Below are 16,240 nucleotides of genomic sequence, written 5' to 3'. Positions count from 1 at the left end.
AGGTTTCATCCTATTTTACCTTTTTTTGTCTACCCCCTTGACAATTTGCACTTTTTCTTAACTTGTCACAAATGGTTATGGCAGAGGGGAGATGGTCTTTTGTGGGGGAGTGTCCGAGGGAGAAAGTGGGGGAGTGAAAGATGAAGAAAATATTTCCTTCTTGCTTCTTCCCTCTTGCTTCTTCCCTCGAACCTCTTCCTTGTTCAACATCCGATATTAATCGCCGACTTCCCCGACAACCTCCGCAGCAGCCTGACTTTCGAGCCAGAGTTTGAGCAGCAAGAGCTCTGCCCGATCGCCCAACACAGTCGCAAACACGCCGTGGGCCCCGGAGGACGCGCCAGAAATCCACGTACCGCGCAGAGTCACTTCTACAAAGTCAGCATCAGCAACACAAAGGTCGATCGCATCGTTGTCGTCTCGGCGGGCCTCAGATTCCAACAGAGACAGCGCCACCAAATTCGCGGGCAGCAAAAATGCCGCAGTGCTCGGTTCGACGCTGATGCTTTGACCAACCCGCATAGCCAGCACAACTCGCAGCGCCACTAACTGTTCGGGAGATTGAGCCAAACGCTCCAGGTTAAAGCCCGTTTCAGTGTAAGTCAACTTCAGCATATTGACAGCCCTAAATTTGGAATAGAAAGTTGAAAATTGAAAGTTGAAAATTGGTAATCGGGAATTGGGAATTGGGCATCGGGAATTGGGCATCGGGAATTGGGAATTGGGAATTGGGCATCGGATAGGTCGGAATGAAAAGTTTGCTATTGGGACCTAAAATCCTTTTCAATTACAGGACTGAATTAGCTATTAACTATTAGCTATTACCAATTACCAATTACCTGTTTGGCCCATGCCCCATGCCCCATGCCCTATTCCCCAATTTGGTATTCGTGCCAAAAAAGTTCGGCAAAAGCAACAGTGGGGTGTATGGGAGCCTTCGGCTTTGTTCGCAGAGACATTCCAGCTTCTATGGGAGTTCGTGAACCCTTACGAGAGTTGCACCGTTCGCAAGCAGTCACCACGTTGTCCCAAGTATGCGGGCCGCCCTTCGATCGAGGCATGACGTGATCCAGCGTCAAATGTCGGTTGCTACCGCAGTATTGGCAAGAATGAGCGTCGCGGCGCAGAACTTCCCGGCGATTGACCGGGGGCAATTTCCACAGGCGTTCCCTGTTACCAAAAGTCAAGCGGATTTGTTCGGGTACGTGGATGCTGGTGCTGGGCGATCGCACCAGCCAGCCGTTGCCGATGCTAAAATCCAGAGGTTCAGCCTTGCCTGTTACCAAAAGTACGATCGCCCGTTTGATATTGACACGGCTCATCGGTAGGTAATTCTGAGAAAACACCACCACAGATTGCCTCAATACATCTGTTACTACGGTCACGGCTTGCTCCTCCTCATCAATTTTGGATTTTAGATTTTAGATTTTAGATTTTGGATTTTAGATTTTGGACTTGGAATTTTGGGTGCAACGCCCGCATTAGCTACATCTGGTTTTTTGCCAGTTCCCGCTTGGGGTCGAATTTCTCAAATATCCAATCAAATGCCCCCGCTTCTCTTACTTAGAAGCGGGGGCTAGAAAAACTGCTAAAGGCAAATTTTCATCCTGTCTTGGTACAGTCGTTTAGCTGTACCTCCCGCTTCGCGTATCTCGATGTGGCTGTGCCAATCGCAGACCCTCCCGGTCTACCTCGTGGTAATTTATTTCTGCGATTTGTCCTAATTCACTATAACCGGGTTTATTTAGGCCCCTGCCCGCCCACGAGGTCGGTGCGACTGTCGTAAAACCCGTGCTAAAGACGTGCCATAACGACTCGGAGCGACCCCTGGGGCGATCGCACTTCAGTTGATAGGTGGAGTAGGTGGGGAGAAATTTCACTGCAGGCAGAAAGTGATAAGAGAGCTTTAAATCTAGCTTTAAACATACTACACTGATATTACACATATGTCCACCCGTCACGGAGAAAAATTATGCATACCCTACCTAGAACCTCAACCACCGAAATGGAAGTCACCAGCATTCGACTCGAAAGAGAACTCAAAGAGAGACTAAAAGAGCTCGCAGGCAATCAAGGCTATCAAGCTTTGATTCGAGATTTGTTATGGAATTACGTGCAGCAGAAGTCTGGAGAGTATCGCCAGATGTTTTCTCGATCGGATATTCGAGCTAGCATTAATGCCACAGCACAGCAGGAGGAACGCTGCGCGCTTACAGGAGAGTTGATACGACCGGGCGGACCGATGTTATTAGGCCTGACAATGCACGGCGAAATGGTGCCACTGAGTATGGGGAGTATGGCTGGATAAACCAGATACATTTAACCCGGTAAATCTAGGAATCTACCTAAATCTACTGTGTATGGCATAATCTGGAAAGCTGCAAGCTTTCCAGACATGGAGGTATCCCTCAAAGCTTTCAACAAAATATTGAAAGCGCCATTTAAATCTCTGTCCAGAGTGTGTCCGCATTCTGGACATTTAAACGTTTTTAAACCGCCCAACTTACTATGAATATGACCGCATTTTGAGCAAGTCTTACTGGTGTACTCTTCTGTCACGTCTACTACAACACAACCGTACTTGGATGCTTGATGCTTCAACGTTTGTTTAAAACGATAATGACTCAAAGTTACCATCGCTCTAGCTGTCTTCGTGGCAAGTTTTCGCTGACCCTTTTTTACCATTTGCTGCGTCTAAAATGTTGGCAAGAAAATTAATTTATACTTGCTAACTAGGTAATTAGCTGCCTTGTTGTGCAATTCCGAAACTAAGTTCTTAATCTTAACACGAATCATCGCTACTACTTTTCTCGATCGATACCGCAGCCGCTTAAACTGACTACCTTTGCTCATTCCGATCCGAGACATTAACTTGTCGAAATGTCTGGCTAACCGATAAATGCGGCAGATATCACTTTTACCTAATTTCAGTATATTATGACCGTCAAATCCAGTCATAAACGTTCTGACTCCCGGGTCTAAGGCAATAGCTAGCTCCGATTGAGTAGGAAGCGGTGCAATAGTGTCAACCGCATAGCAGATAAACCATTGACCGTTTATTAGGCTAAGGGTTGGTTCGTGTTGCATTACCTCCAATATTGGTTCGGCAGCCTGAAAAGACAAGCCTTTGGTTTCACGGGTATAGAAAGTGTTTGATTTCCAGTTCGCTGTTTGAAACCTAATAGTTTGAGTAGGAGCTTTACAACTTCTAAACTTGGCTATACCTTTTGATTGACAAGCTGCTTTGTGTGCTTCGCAGGCTTGCAATACTGCTAGTTGACGCGGGTTGTATGGCTGTTGAGACACCCATTCAGGCGCTGAATCCATGATGCGTTTACGCAACTCATATTTACCGATTTTTTCATTTTTGAGAATGGCAATTGCTTGATTGTAACACCATCTACTCGCGGCTATCCATGTCCGCCATTTCTCAGCTAGTTTTGTTTCCGGGTAGACTCGGATCTTTTTGGATAGTAGATTTGTCTTTACGGAGTCCGTAGAGTCGGCAATGGTCAGCCTCGATGATTCATCAAAAAAATGGGCGGAGCGAAGCGGAGGGCTGAAACCCCGTCCTTTTAGGACGGATTTACATGAATTTTTGTTAAGATATACCATTTCACACAAGACGTGCTAGTATGTGAAATAGCGTACTTAAGGTAAGCATGACACTAAAAGCCTTCAGCTATCGATTCTACCCAACGCCGGAACAAGAAAGTTTGTTGCGACGTACTTTGGGTTGTGTTCGTTTGGTCTACAACCGTGCTTTAGCCACAAGAACGGAAGCTTGGTACGCAGAACAGAAACGGGTAGGCTATGCTGAGACTTCTTCAATGTTAACCGAATGGAAGAAAACCGAAGAACTAGATTTTCTGAACAAAGTTAGCTGTGTGCCATTACAGCAATGCTTGAGACATTTACAAACGGCTTATACCAATTTTTTTGATGGGCGGGCAAAATATCCTAACTTCAAAAAGAAACGCAATGGTGGTAGTGCAGAATTTACTCTCGTCAGCATTTAAGTTCAGAGATGGACAAGTCTACCTAGCAAAAAGCACACAAGCGTTACCAATTCGTTGGAGTCGGACACTACCTGATGGTTGCCGACCATCAACCTTAAGCGTGAAGCTTGCACCATCAGGTAGGTGGTCAGTTTCTCTGCTGGTAGATGTTGAAATTGAAGCATTACCCAAAACAGATAATCAAGTCGGTATCGACCTGGGAGTTACAAGCTTGCTCACTCTAAGCACTGGCGAAAAGATTGCCAATCCCAAAGGATTCAAGGCAAAGTATCGCCAGCTTAGAAGAGCGCAAAAATCTTTAAGTCGCAAACAAAAAGGGTCAAACAACCGTCATAAAGCACGGCTTAAAGTAGCGAAAGTGCATCAAGAAATCACTGATGCAAGGAAAGATAATCTTCACAAGTTAACAACGCGGTTGGTGCGTGAAAACCAAACCATCGCCGTAGAAGACTTAGCTGTGAAGAATATGATTAAAAACCGGAAACTTGCTCTAGCTATAAGTGATGCAAGTTGGGGGGAATTAGTCAGACAACTTGATTACAAGTGCGATTGGTACGGTCGTACTTTAATTAAGATTGACCGATGGTTTCCGAGTTCAAAACGGTGTGGCAATTGCGGACACATCGTTGACAAGATGCCGTTGAATATCCGGGAATGGGATTGTCCTAATTGCGGGATGCACCATGACCGAGACATCAACGCGGCAAAGAACATTTTGGCGGCAGGGCTTGCCGTGTCAGTCTGTGGAGCGACTGTAAGACCCGAGCAGAGTAAATCTGTTAAGGCTGGTGCGAAATCCCCGTCAGGGACGGAAGCAGAAACCTAAGTCGTGAGTCTTAGGAATCCCCGTGCGTTTACGCCGGGGTGGATGTCAAAGGATATCTTCAACCATTTCTGGTTAGGGAGATAAGTCTGTTCGGTACAGAACCAGGAGTTAGCAATTTTGCTGTTGGCAGATCCACTTGATAATGTGGGTACCAAACCGCGCGAGGAAGTCAACGCGATCGACGACCACAACTGTGTCGATATCTCCTGACATGACTTGTCCCAAAAGGGCAAGAAGCCCTTTGCGTGTGAAGTTGAGTCCGTATCCAATGTATTGGAATTCGTCATAAGCTATTCTGCATTTAAATTGTATGTCAAAAAAAATTCAAGTCTTGTGGGGTGGGCGTCCCGCCCGCCCTGAATATACAATTTAAATGCGCGACAGCTTACACGGTGGTTTTTTGTTGATTACATACTACCAATGTCTACCGCTATCTTCGAGAAATTTACAAAAAATCGTTTACTATACGAAACCAGTTTATCGAAAGTTTGTGAGAGCGATCGGCCTGGGGTGAAGGCCCCAGGCGCTGAAGATCGTACTATTTTAGATTTGAGATTTGAGATTTTAGAATTGGGAATGACTTATAAGATAAGGGTTTGGAGCTTGCCGAGAGTTGCATTGTTTTTGGGAACTGGTATAACAATACTTCAAACAGTTTTTGATTACCAACCGTAGAATAAGGGTTTCAAGGATCAGCGGCAAGTTCGCTACCAACGGAAAATCGAGGGTTTGAGACTGCGAACTAAAAACACTCCGGGCTATTGGTATAAAATCCCGCAGTATTTAAAGAATATCTATTTAACGAACCGCGAAGACGCTCCGAGCACGAAGAAAGATGGAGAAGAAGATCTAATGTCAGCGGTTCCGGATTCTGGTAACGCAGATGCGGATGCTCCAAAACGCGCGGGCTAGTGCTAAACTTTCCATCGGGCGTGCTGACAGACGATCGTAAATTTGATGGAAAAAATTAAAGTAATGCTGAAAAACCGCTACTTGACTGCTGCGAGTTCGATCGCCATTCTCACAATTATTACCGGCTGCGCCGCTACTGAATCACCCCAACTTGCATCTCCCTCTCCTGTAGCTGAATCGAACCCGCCGCCTGTTAAACCAAGTCAGCCCTTAATAATCTCTGTTAACAATCCCGAAACCCCCACAAATACCAAAATCCAGCAATATCTCAACGGTTTGACAGCACAAGGTTTTGCCAAAGAAAACCAAGGCGTCTGGATGCAATCTGGCAATACTTTGCTAGCCAATCATCAAGGTACAGTTCCTCTGTCAGCCGCTTCTATTACCAAAGTAGCAACATCTCTCGTAGCGCTGCAAGAATTCGGACCGGAACATCAATTTATTACCTTAATTGGTACAACTGGAAAAATAGAAAACGGCGTATTAAAAGGCGACTTAATTGTTCAGGGAAGCGCCGATCCGTTGTTTGTTTGGGAAGAGGCGATCGCCCTCGGTAACGCCTTAAATCAAAAAGGCATCAAGCGAGTCACTGGCAATTTGATAATTGTCGATAATTTTTACATGAATTTTGAATTAAATTCCCTCAAATCTGGAGAATTGCTCCAACAAGGATTGAACAGTGAAATCTGGCCCAGCGAAGCCGCCGCCCAATATCAAACACTGCCTCCAAATACGCCGAAACCCCAAATAACAATTGAGGGTACTGTCAAAGTTTTGCCAGCACCTCCCAATGACGTGCAGCCTTTAGTAAAACATTATTCTTTGCCCCTTGCCGAACTGATCAAAAAAATGAATCAGTACAGCAACAATCTCATGGCAGATATGCTAGCTGATACTGTCGGCGGCGCTAAAACAGTCGCGCAAAAAGCAGCAGCAGCAACCGGAGTTCCTCCGGCAGAAATTCAACTCGTCAACGGTTCGGGATTGAGCGAAGAAAATCTCATTTCTCCCCGGGCTGCTTGCGCGTTGTTTATAGCTTTAGAACGCTATCTTGAACCTTACAGCATGACAGTTGCTGATGTCTTAACTGTAGTTGGGAAAGATAAAGGAATACTGTCAGAACGGCCGCTTCCCAAATTAGCAGTGGTCAAATCTGGCACGTTGGATAATGTTAGCGCTTTGGGCGGAGCGCTACCAACTCAAAAACAAGAAACAGTGTGGTTTGTGATTATGAATCGCGGGGAAAATGTCGAGACATTTCGCACTCAGCAAGAGGTTTTGCTGAAAAGCTTTTTGAATGAGTGGGGAAGTGTTCAAGTTTCGCCGCCGGAATTAACGCCAAATCCTGCTAGAAATAGTAAGGTATCTCGCAGCGAAATTGTCAATTGATTTGAGGCTTACGCATGGGGTTCCAGAAACCGGGTTTTTTTACAAAAAGACGCGTTGCAACCCGCAAAGAAGGCAAAAACCCCGGTTTCTTTAGTTGGATTGCGTAAGTGGTGTTACATTTGTAGAAGTAATACTCTTGAGTTAAAACTATGTCCAGTGAATTGAAGGAACGAATTCAAGAATTTTTAGATACTTTCGAGTTGGTATTTGACATAGATTGGGATTTTACAAAATCCCGCATTTTAGATGAAGGCTACATCAGCGAAGAAGGAACTTTTCTCGAGCCAGTCAGAGGTGAATTTTGCACTGGCGGAAAAGGAGATAACTGGGGTAACCGTTCGTCTCTACTTGCTGCCTATCGTGAACTCAAAGCATTTGCAATTAGTGAAGGCTTGTACGATAAAGATGATGCACCTTGGTCACAATAATTAGCAATTGAGAAGGGTGCAAGATGTAAATTATACCCAAATTCAACTACTTGCTGGTGGAATTTACTCTTTGGCAGGCGAGCGCTGCGGGCGCGGATCGATCGCCCTAGCGACTACAATCCCGATCGCACTTTCGGCTCTGCTAATATATCTGCGCAAGTCGTAAGCAACTGTCACCTCCCCAGCCGGCGAAGCGTGAATTAAACCCATATTGCCGTCAGCATTGCGGTAGACTAAACCGGTGTGGGTGACATCCAATCCTTTAACATCCGTCGCTACCGCTACAATATCCCCCGGTTTTAACTGAGAATAAAGACTTTTTATCTGATTTGTCGGGATGTAATTAACAGTAGTTTTGGCTAAGTCTGCTTCTTGGCTGACAATGCACTGATAAGTTGCTTCGTCTTTGACCATTTGCGGGTAACTGCTGCGGTGGTGGCTCATGAAATTTAGTGTTTTATTCATGGGTACTCCGCCTAATTCAGCCGTGATATTTTCCACTGTTTGCCGTTTTTGATTGTCGTTAATCCATTCGGAAAAATAATGCAATCGGCTGCAATAACCGTTGATTTTACCGTTTAAATACCGCTGTTCTTCTATGCGATTTACAAAATTTTGATAGTCGTAATCTTGTACTGCTACGCCCCTGGCGATCGCCAAAACGGTTTCTACAAACAAAACGCAATCAAATTTATTCAACGTTACAATCAACTTTTCTTCGCCGGATTTGTCCAGCAAACCCTCGGCGTATGGCTTTCCTTGGAATTTATCGGCGATCGCCTGGACGATTTCTCCGATCGACCGATCGTGCAAATTTTGTTTTTTTGCATACTGTACAACCTGTTCAAAACGTGCTATGTCTTCAGGTTGTGCAGCGGTTTTTCTCTCTGTATTATTTGAGTCTGGTCGTCTCGCCAGCACCGACAGCAATTGGGAATAGGAAATTTCCGGTAAATTGTTGAAGTCCCAAAACATACTCGGGAAACTAGAAACAGTTTGCTTGTTGGTTAATTCCCCATTTTCGCTTTCTGCTGTCAACTGAGTTGCTACCTCCGCGCCCTGTCCTTCTGCTTGTCGCGAGACAACATCTCCCGCAGCAGCTTGAGATTGAAATGGCCAAACATCAGGGATCAAAAAATTATTCATGCAGGCGATCGCAAATCCCAAAACAGCCAGACTCCAAAAATTTCTCATGTTTTTCCAAGGATTTTGCTTCCACTGAGTGCTATCCTGAAATTTTTACAATTATTAGAAGTATAAATCAGCCTAGCAGACAGATAAAATTGGCAACAGCGGACTCGATCGACACACTTGTCATTTAGACGCCGCCCTATTATAAACTGATCGTGCGAGTTTGATACCACAACACTGTAATGCAAGTAGAACGCCGACGCAGCCCAATCGGGCCCCAACGCCCAATCCAGCCCCGACGCCAAAGCAGCGAGCGTCCAGTCCCATCTCGTCGCCAAAGCAGGGAGCGTCCAGTCCCATCTCGTCGCCCAATCGGGACCCGACGCCCAATAGACTTGTTGCAAAAGTCGCTCTCAATTCTTGAAATTATCTGCGTTAATCTGCGTTCATCTGCCTTGTATCTGCGGTTGACCGATCGAGCAAAGATTCATGCAAGAGGTATAATCCAATCCCGACGCCAAAGCAGCCAGCGCCTAGTCGCGCCCCGTCGCCAAAGCAGCGAAGGCCCAGTCCCATCTCGTCGCCGAGTGAGGACGAAATTTTCTCGGCTAAAATACCGTAACATTTTGTGTTTAATTGGCGGGGCGATCGCGTTTTTTTGGCTCGTCACAATGCCCTTCAGAATTCGCCGTCCCCCAGAACCGCCAGTCATCTTGCCTCAACAGGCGATCTTGCCTCAAGAAGCACTCTCGCCGCCGACAATTCAAACATCGGAAAATTTAGCTGAGCGTCAAAGCGAGCCTACCTTCAGCTACAATATCAAAACACCTCCCAATCCAGTTTACTCTCAAGAATTGCAAGGGATTGTTGATGAAGCTGTGAACATTGCGACCAGCAAAGGGCTGCCCGCAGAATCGCTATCAATTACCTTAATGGATGTCAGCAATTCCAAAACTCACACCTTCGCCGGATATCAAAATCAAACTCTCAGATTTCCCGCTAGCGTTGCCAAGTTATTTTGGATGGCAGCCTTTTACTCAGCCATAGAAAAAGGCCTAATTACCCAAAGAGAATCTGCCTTTAAAAACGACCTAGAACAAATGATTCGCATCTCCAACAACGATGCTGCCAGCAGGCTTTTAGACAAAATCACAGATACAAAATCCGGCGGACGGCTGGCAGGAGAAGAGTTGCAAACATGGCTGAAAAAGCGCACTCAAATTAACACATTTTTCCAGTCAGCAGGCTACAACGATCTTCGTATAAGCACCAAAAATTATCCCATATACTATTTAAGACAAGAAGGACCAATCGGTCGCGACTTGCAATTGCGGGGCGATGCTACTCAGCCAATTCGCAATCAAGTAACTACGGACCAAGCCGCCAGATTAATATATGAAATCTATACTAGACAAGCGGTTTCTAGCGTCGCCAGCCGCAAAATGGCTTACTTGCTAACGAGAGACTTAGACCCCAAGGCGTGGAAAAAAGACCCTCTCAACTCGATACAAGGATTTTTGGGCCAAGATTTACCACCTAATATTTATTTTGGTTCCAAAGTAGGCTATACTTCCAAATCCCGCAGCGAAGCGGCATTTGTGAGAACTTTAGACGATCGCGCGATTTATATCTTAGTCGTTTTCGCAGACAATCCGGCTTATGCCAAGGACGAAACAGCATTTCCGGCAATTTCCCGATACGTTTTCGATCGGCTAAATGCTCGCGGACCCAGCAATTAAGCGGCTGCACATCTAGATTGTCTGTTATGTTCCAGGGGGAGAAGGGGAGAGGATTTGAGGGGTGGACAATAGGGAATTTAAATATACAATTTAAATGTACAACAGGTTATCGAGTAGGGCCGATGGACTTTGTTCGTATTAGGAATCATCTCATATCAAATCCGGTTATATCCGAAGGATACCGCAGTGCGAGCCGGACGATCGAACTTCCGTCCTCTCTCCCCTGCAAAGCCCGGAGGCCAAACAATTAGGAAATAAGTAAGGGGAGCGGACACAATTTAACTGGGGCGAAAGGATTCGAACCTCTGAATGGCTGGACCAAAACCAGCTGCCTTACCACTTGGCGACGCCCCAACGTCTCAACGTTTACTATAGTAACACCCTGACACGGGAATCTGTCAAGCCTTTGGAGAATAGAATTTAAAAAATCTTTTTGAAACCGATCGCCCCCTGGTTTATTTTTTGACAGCATCCGGGCGACGCAGCGGGATCTCAATCCAGAACTCTGCTCCCTGTCCGGCTTGGGAGATACACTTCAAGCTTCCTCCGTGTTTTTCCACCACAATCTGGTAGCTGATAGACAAGCCGAGCCCAGTACCCTTGCCCACAGGTTTAGTGGTAAAGAAAGGGTCAAACAAGCGGCATTTAGCTTTTTCCGCCAATCCCGGCCCGCTGTCGCGAATCCGAATCACGACAACTTGAGGGCTCGACTTTCCTGACTCGCCAGCCTCCGAGTCTCGGGCCATCACCGCCGTCGAGATTTTGATCGTCTTGGGTACGGGCTGATTTTCCAAAGAGTCGATCGCATTCCCCAAAATATTCATAAATACTTGGTTGAGCTGTCCGGGATAGCACTCTACCTTCGGCAAGTCGCCGTAGTCTTTAATTACCTCAATTCCCGGTATTAGCCCGTTTGACTTCAAGCGGCTTTGCAAAATCAGCAGCGTGCTGTCAATCCCTTCGTGAATGTCCACCGGCTTCATATCGGCTTCGTCGTGCCGCGCGAAGTTCCGCAGAGACAGGACAATTTTGCGGATGCGTTCGGCTCCCATCTCTATTGAAGAGAGAATTTTCAGCAAATCAGGGACTAGGAAATCAACATCGATTGCTTCCGTTTTGCGGAGAATTTCGTGGCAAGGCTCGGGGTAATGCTTTTGATACAAGTGCAGCAAATCCACCACATCTTTCACGTACTCCTTGCAATAAGTCAAATTGCCGTAAATAAAATTAACCGGATTGTTAATTTCGTGGGCGACGCCGGCGACCATTTGACCGAGAGAGGACATTTTTTCGTTTTGGATGAGCTGAGCTTCTTTCTGCTGCAAACACTGCAAAGTTTCCGTCAGTTGGCGGGCTTGAGTTTGAGCGGCTAAGGCTGCCGCCCGGGTTTGGGCGTAAAGTTCGGCTTGGTCGATCGCGATCGCCAGTTGATCCACCACCGCTTGTAGCAATTCCACTTCGCTCGTCGCCCAGGAACGGCGGCCGCTGTAATGGTTGCAAACTACAGCACCCATTTGACCGGAGCGAGTCTTGAGCGGCAGCAGCAGGTTAGAAACAATCCCGAGACTGGTCAAAAAAGCTCGCGTGGCCGGTTCTATGCAGAGTGCTGTTGCCGCGTCGCCGATCCGGAGCGTTTGGCGGTGAGTAATTTTCTCGGCCAGCAGCGTTACTTGTTTGATCGGGTATTCTGTGAGCCGCTCTTTCAGTTCGGGATTTGCCGCCTCGTGGGTGATCGCAAAGCTTGGCTGCCCGTGCCGCGAGACTGAATACCACAAAAAGTAGCACTGGTCAACCTGCAACAAGCTGCGAATTTCGTTGACAGCCGTATCTAAAATTTTGTCGAGGTCGAGGGAATTCCGCATCTGGCTGGCGATGCCCAACAGCAGCCCTTCCCGGCGGCTCAACAATTCTTCTCGGGCAGCGTGGCGATCGATCGCCACGGCGATAGCGTTAGCCATGCAGCCGAGAACTTCTAGCGCTCCCTCGCTTGCCAAAGCCCTAGTACACAGAGCCATCACTCCCACCAGCCGCTCCTCCACAATCAGCGGATAGGCAATGGCGCAGAGAGACGGGTTCGACATCAGGCACACAGGAGCCGTTTGGAGTCTTCCCGGTTCTGGTCGCACCCAATATTCTATTTCCCGTTCCCACTCTTGGCTGTTGAACCCTGAATTTGCCTGCAATTCTAACCGCTCTGTCTGCGGGTTGAACGTCCAGATCGTCGCCCCTGTGGCGTCGAGGTAATCTACCAGTGCCTCGGTGCAGCGGTTGAGGATGGCCGATATTTTCCCGCCTTGTCCGAGGGCTGCACCGATTTTAGCTTGCAGGGAACCCAAGCGCGTGAGCTCTTGTAGCGACGCTGCCGTTAGTTGGCGCTCGGAGGTGTCCCGGGAGCCGGCAACGATTTCTCGGATTTGTTTGGTATCGCCAGCCTGCCGGATGCCCGCTGAATTTTCCCAAACATATTGAGATTTGCCGGTTTCCCCCAGCGTCGGGAGCTTTTTTCTTCGGTATCTTCTCGTGCCGCTCTGTGGCGTCTGTTCGGAACACAAGCTCGAGCGGTTCGAGCCACGAACTAACTCGGAGATTTGATTGCTGTCAGAGGTGATATCTTCTACCTCTGGCAACTGTTTCTGGGCTTTGACTAATTGCCAGCGCAGCTCCACCAAACTCGCAACTTGCCGAGCCAAAGCTTCAATAGCTTCTATCGTTTCTTTTGTCAAGTCTCTGGGCACGGAGTCCATGAGGGATAGCACTCCCAGCATCTGCCCACCTGAGGTGACGACTGGGATTCCGGCGTAAAATTTCACGAAGGGGTAGGAAACAGTCAGCGGATGCTCGGCAAATCCCACGTCTGTGGAAGCGTCTCGGACAATGGCGGCGGGCCGTTCCTTGAAGGAATTTGCAGGGGGTTCGATCGCATTCGAGGGAGCAACTGGCGGTTTTTGCAGGGGAATTGCCCGGTCAAATTCCGAGTTTGAGTTTGAGGCAACGGCGAACTCTTCGGGAGTTTGGTCGATCGCGCGAGCGCAAAAATTCAGGTAACGATGGGCCAAAGTTCGATCGATACCTAACTGCGACTTCAACCAGTGGCGGTTACCGTCAATCAAGCTCAAGAAAGCAATAGGAGTTCGGCCGATCGTAGCTGCCAAGCCGACCAAATTGTCTAAGCAAACCTCTGGAGCAGAGCCGAGAAGCTGATATAAGTCTATATTATGGAGCTTGAACACTTTTTTACCAAGATACAAGGGTGATTTCATCATCTGTAACTGCCCGTTTAGTTGCTGGCAACCGCTCTTGTCAATACTTTCGAGAAAAACCAGCTATGAATTTTGTGCCTTGAGGCTGCTTGCGCAAGTTCCGCGCACGCGGATTGCGCCGAACTCAGACTAACCTCTTGACTGACACGGAAACTTTTGAGTTATGGGAGTTAGATCACCCCGATCTAAGACTGTAGAAATTCTACTTCTAGTTGACTATGCTTTTGAATACCTCCGGCTCTCTAAATCTAAGAGCCTCTGTTGGGAGGAAGCACCTTTCCCAAATATATGGCGATTGCTTACCTGGAATTTTTTAATCAGTTTAATTTTATTTTAACAGACTTCTCTAATCGTGGGTAGCTGGCTTGCTGGTAGATTTAAATCATCGGTTTGTGCCACAATACCAGTGTCCTTTACCGATCTGTGCCGCAGCCGGCGGTTCAACTACTGTTAGGAGATGAACTACAAAAGATTGCCAAAATGTTAAACTTTGTAACAATAGTTGATCGAACTCGACCGTCTAGGTTTCTGGGCGCTGATGCAGATTTGGCAACTGTTGTAATCGCCGATCGACCCCTCTGGCAATCTTTTTTTTCGAGTTTGAGGTAAAAAAACAGGGGTAAAGTTTCTACTAACGCTCCAACGGGGTTGGCAATTATTGCACAGAGGCAACTCTCAAAAAATGACGGCGGGAATTATGTTTTGTATTTTCTAGAACTATAGATAAACAGGGAGAATAATATGTCTGCAAGTAGCAGTCAAGTACCAACTATTTTGGCAGTAGATGATAGCGTCGTGATGCAAGGACTTGTCAAACAGGCTTTAAGCAAAGAGTTTCGAGTTCTCGTGACCGACAATGCAGTGGATGCTTTGTCAACGATTTATCACGAACAAATTTCGGTTTTGTTGCTCGATGTTTCGATGCCTGGTATTGACGGATTGGAACTCTGTCGCACGGTGCGCAGCTTGCCTCAGTTTCAAAACTTGCCGATCATAATGCTGACAGCGCGAGATGGAGCCTTTGATAAGGTACAGGGGCGTTTGGCGGGAGCAACGGAGTATTTAACTAAGCCGTTTGATGCTGATAAGTTGCGCGAGGTAATTGGTAAGTTTATCAAAATCAAATAATCGGACTTAGAAAAAAAGTTCAGTTTTGAGTAGTTAATGAACTAAAAAGTTGATGTCGCCCGCCGGGAACCCCGACTTCTTTAACAAGTCGGGGGGCGGGGTATTCTGCACTATTTGCGGGGTAATTCCTAAATTTTTAATTTTGCCAGGAGTAGGGGAGCGATCGCGCTGACGGGTAGAACATATTGGGCGGCACCGAGGGCGATCGCTTCTTTGGGCATTCCGAAAACAACGCAAGTAGCTTGGTCTTGCGCTATTGTCAACCCCCCGAGTTGGGCGATCGCCAACATTCCCTCAGCACCGTCTCGGCCCATTCCTGTTAGTAAAACGGACGCCGCCGTCCGACCGTAAAATTTAGCAACTGACTTAAATGTTACCGTTATTGAGGGGCAGTGTCCCGGGAATTTATCAGCTTGAGAATAAATAAATCGCCCGTGAGAATCCAATTCTAAATGACGTTTTTCTGGCGGTAAATAAACAGTACCAGCTTGCGGCAATTCCCCCAAACCAGCTATTTTAACCTGCATTTTAGATTCACAAGCCAACCAGTTAACCAATCCCTGCAAAAATCCTTCGCTAATGTGCTGGACGCAAATTACAGGCACTGGAAAATTAGCCGGAAGCTTAGAAATAATCGCGTACAGTGCTTGAGGCCCCCCTGTAGAAGCCCCTATAGCCAATACTTTAATAGTTGGAGATCTAACATTTTCTTGGGAGAAATTGTAATTAGAAACTGGTTCTTGGTTGATTTTTACAAGTTGGTTATTATCTTCTGTTTGCACCATTTTTTGACGCCGTGTAAATACTTTCACTCCTGAGAGTATTTTAATTTTAGCTATTAATTGATTTGCCAGGCGATCGTAATCTGATACCAACCCGCCAATCGGTTTCGGAAAAACATCCAATGCACCAGCCTTTAACAGTTGAAATACCTTCTGAGTATCCTCCACTTGCACTGAAGCACTAATTACTAAAATTGGTAGCGGAAATTTCTTCATTACTTCTTGCGTGAATTCTAACCCGTTCATTGGTGCCATGTTCAAATCCGTACAGATTACTTCAGGGTGAAGTTTCGGGATTAATTCTAGTGCTTCTAATCCGTTGCCAGCGGTTCCTACCACTTGGATTTCTGGCGACGACTCAAAAATTCGTTTGAGGATGAGCGTAACTACTGGAGAATCTTCAACTAACAATAGTTTAATGGGCGATAACATCAGTTTGTGGGGAAATGGGGAAGAGGAAATTGGGAATGATAAATTGGGCATCTAGGCACTGGAAATTTTGCACTGGACACGCTTGCCTGGGACTTTGCTAATTGGTAGTAAATAAGAAATGACTAATGACTAATGACTAATGACTAATGACTAATGACTAATGACTAATGACTAATGACTAATGACTAATGACT

General features: G+C 46.6%; 14 protein-coding genes, 1 tRNA gene and 1 pseudogene. 7 read left to right on the top strand and 9 right to left on the bottom strand.

All coding sequences use genetic code 11. From position 1 onward, the window contains the following. Window positions 1-216 precede the first annotated feature (216 nt). Both QUB61_RS32960 and QUB61_RS32955 read right to left on the bottom strand, forming a co-directional pair. Window positions 217-615: an alr0857 family protein gene (locus QUB61_RS32960; protein ID WP_333134586.1), complete on the bottom strand. Its 399-nt coding sequence runs from the start codon at window positions 613-615 to the stop codon at window positions 217-219. Window positions 616-869: 254 nt separating this feature from the next. Beyond that, complete coding sequence (locus tag QUB61_RS32955) at window positions 870-1,385, bottom strand: HNH endonuclease (RefSeq protein WP_333134583.1); 516 nt, start codon at window positions 1,383-1,385, stop codon at window positions 870-872. A 587-nt stretch (window positions 1,386-1,972) separates the two neighbouring features. Between QUB61_RS32955 and QUB61_RS32950 the strand changes: the two genes are divergently transcribed. Beyond that, the gene (locus QUB61_RS32950) at window positions 1,973-2,308 is read left to right on the top strand and encodes a ribbon-helix-helix domain-containing protein (protein WP_332954753.1); all 336 of its coding nucleotides are present in this window, start codon (window positions 1,973-1,975) and stop codon (window positions 2,306-2,308) included. A gap of 11 nt (window positions 2,309-2,319) precedes the next feature. Here the strand turns inward: QUB61_RS32950 and QUB61_RS32945 are convergent, their stop codons facing one another. The 3 genes and pseudogenes from QUB61_RS32945 to QUB61_RS32935 form a co-directional block, all read right to left on the bottom strand. Beyond that, window positions 2,320-2,685: a transposase gene (locus tag QUB61_RS32945; RefSeq protein ID WP_333134581.1), complete on the bottom strand. Its 366-nt coding sequence runs from the start codon at window positions 2,683-2,685 to the stop codon at window positions 2,320-2,322. Window positions 2,686-2,694: 9 nt separating this feature from the next. After that, complete coding sequence (locus QUB61_RS32940) at window positions 2,695-3,327, bottom strand: transposase (RefSeq protein ID WP_333134588.1); 633 nt, start codon at window positions 3,325-3,327, stop codon at window positions 2,695-2,697. Window positions 3,328-3,378: 51 nt separating this feature from the next. After that, a pseudogene (locus QUB61_RS32935) lies at window positions 3,379-3,615 on the bottom strand (helix-turn-helix domain-containing protein); the annotation flags it as partial. A gap of 47 nt (window positions 3,616-3,662) precedes the next feature. Between QUB61_RS32935 and QUB61_RS32930 the strand changes: the two are divergent. The 4 genes from QUB61_RS32930 to QUB61_RS32915 all read left to right on the top strand — a co-directional run bounded on the left by QUB61_RS32930 (window position 3,663) and on the right by QUB61_RS32915 (window position 7,574). After that, entirely contained in the window at window positions 3,663-4,019 is a 357-nt protein-coding gene (locus QUB61_RS32930) for a transposase (protein WP_333134579.1), read from the top strand. Next, window positions 3,943-4,845: an RNA-guided endonuclease TnpB family protein gene (locus tag QUB61_RS32925; protein WP_333134577.1), complete on the top strand. Its 903-nt coding sequence runs from the start codon at window positions 3,943-3,945 to the stop codon at window positions 4,843-4,845. Before QUB61_RS32930 ends, QUB61_RS32925 begins: the two co-directional genes overlap by 77 nt. Before the next feature lie 957 nt (window positions 4,846-5,802). Beyond that, window positions 5,803-7,146 carry a D-alanyl-D-alanine carboxypeptidase gene (locus QUB61_RS32920; RefSeq protein ID WP_333134575.1) on the top strand — a complete coding sequence of 448 codons (1,344 nt, stop codon included), beginning with the start codon at window positions 5,803-5,805 and terminating at the stop codon, window positions 7,144-7,146. Window positions 7,147-7,295: 149 nt separating this feature from the next. Then, the gene (locus QUB61_RS32915; RefSeq protein WP_333134573.1) at window positions 7,296-7,574 is read left to right on the top strand and encodes a hypothetical protein; all 279 of its coding nucleotides are present in this window, start codon (window positions 7,296-7,298) and stop codon (window positions 7,572-7,574) included. A gap of 63 nt (window positions 7,575-7,637) precedes the next feature. On the opposite strand, the gene QUB61_RS32910 is transcribed toward QUB61_RS32915, so the two are convergent. Further along, a complete protein-coding gene (locus tag QUB61_RS32910; RefSeq protein ID WP_333134571.1) occupies window positions 7,638-8,768 on the bottom strand; it encodes an N-acetylmuramoyl-L-alanine amidase-like domain-containing protein in 1,131 nt (376 codons plus the stop codon). Between the two features lie 335 nt (window positions 8,769-9,103). On the opposite strand from QUB61_RS32910, the gene QUB61_RS32905 reads away from it, so the two are divergent. Then, a complete protein-coding gene (locus tag QUB61_RS32905) occupies window positions 9,104-10,444 on the top strand; it encodes a serine hydrolase (protein ID WP_333134569.1) in 1,341 nt (446 codons plus the stop codon). A gap of 282 nt (window positions 10,445-10,726) precedes the next feature. Here the strand turns inward: QUB61_RS32905 and QUB61_RS32900 are convergent. Continuing rightward, window positions 10,727-10,798: transfer RNA gene (locus tag QUB61_RS32900), tRNA-Gln, on the bottom strand. A 101-nt stretch (window positions 10,799-10,899) separates the two neighbouring features. After that, window positions 10,900-13,707, bottom strand: coding sequence for a GAF domain-containing protein (locus QUB61_RS32895; RefSeq protein ID WP_333134567.1), 2,808 nt, complete (start codon window positions 13,705-13,707; stop codon window positions 10,900-10,902). Between the two features lie 738 nt (window positions 13,708-14,445). Here QUB61_RS32895 and QUB61_RS32890 point away from each other — a divergent pair. After that, entirely contained in the window at window positions 14,446-14,832 is a 387-nt protein-coding gene (locus tag QUB61_RS32890) for a response regulator (RefSeq protein ID WP_242717200.1), read from the top strand. Between the two features lie 128 nt (window positions 14,833-14,960). On the opposite strand, the gene cheB is transcribed toward QUB61_RS32890, so the two are convergent. Next, entirely contained in the window at window positions 14,961-16,046 is a 1,086-nt protein-coding gene (gene cheB / locus QUB61_RS32885; protein WP_333134565.1) for a chemotaxis-specific protein-glutamate methyltransferase CheB, read from the bottom strand. Window positions 16,047-16,240: the final 194 nt, after the last annotated feature.

Origin of the sequence: Microcoleus sp. C2D2, from assembly GCF_036702495.1 — a bacterium.
Taxonomy (GTDB): Bacteria; Cyanobacteriota; Cyanobacteriia; order Cyanobacteriales; family Microcoleaceae; genus Microcoleus.
Note: the sequence above shows the minus strand (reverse complement) of the source record. Positions and strands in the feature narration are given on the sequence as shown.

Coding starts and splice junctions, on each gene's coding strand:
- QUB61_RS32910 (WP_333134571.1), bottom strand. CDS start 8,768: ATGAGAAATTTTTGGAGTCTGGCTGTTTTGGGATTTGCGATCGCCTGC.
- QUB61_RS32960 (WP_333134586.1), bottom strand. CDS start 615: ATGCTGAAGTTGACTTACACTGAAACGGGCTTTAACCTGGAGCGTTTG.
- QUB61_RS32920 (WP_333134575.1), top strand. CDS start 5,803: ATGGAAAAAATTAAAGTAATGCTGAAAAACCGCTACTTGACTGCTGCG.
- QUB61_RS32940 (WP_333134588.1), bottom strand. CDS start 3,327: ATGGATTCAGCGCCTGAATGGGTGTCTCAACAGCCATACAACCCGCGT.
- cheB (WP_333134565.1), bottom strand. CDS start 16,046: ATGTTATCGCCCATTAAACTATTGTTAGTTGAAGATTCTCCAGTAGTT.
- QUB61_RS32915 (WP_333134573.1), top strand. CDS start 7,296: ATGTCCAGTGAATTGAAGGAACGAATTCAAGAATTTTTAGATACTTTC.
- QUB61_RS32895 (WP_333134567.1), bottom strand. CDS start 13,707: ATGATGAAATCACCCTTGTATCTTGGTAAAAAAGTGTTCAAGCTCCAT.
- QUB61_RS32945 (WP_333134581.1), bottom strand. CDS start 2,685: ATGGTAAAAAAGGGTCAGCGAAAACTTGCCACGAAGACAGCTAGAGCG.
- QUB61_RS32950 (WP_332954753.1), top strand. CDS start 1,973: ATGCATACCCTACCTAGAACCTCAACCACCGAAATGGAAGTCACCAGC.
- QUB61_RS32930 (WP_333134579.1), top strand. CDS start 3,663: ATGACACTAAAAGCCTTCAGCTATCGATTCTACCCAACGCCGGAACAA.
- QUB61_RS32925 (WP_333134577.1), top strand. CDS start 3,943: ATGGGCGGGCAAAATATCCTAACTTCAAAAAGAAACGCAATGGTGGTA.
- QUB61_RS32890 (WP_242717200.1), top strand. CDS start 14,446: ATGTCTGCAAGTAGCAGTCAAGTACCAACTATTTTGGCAGTAGATGAT.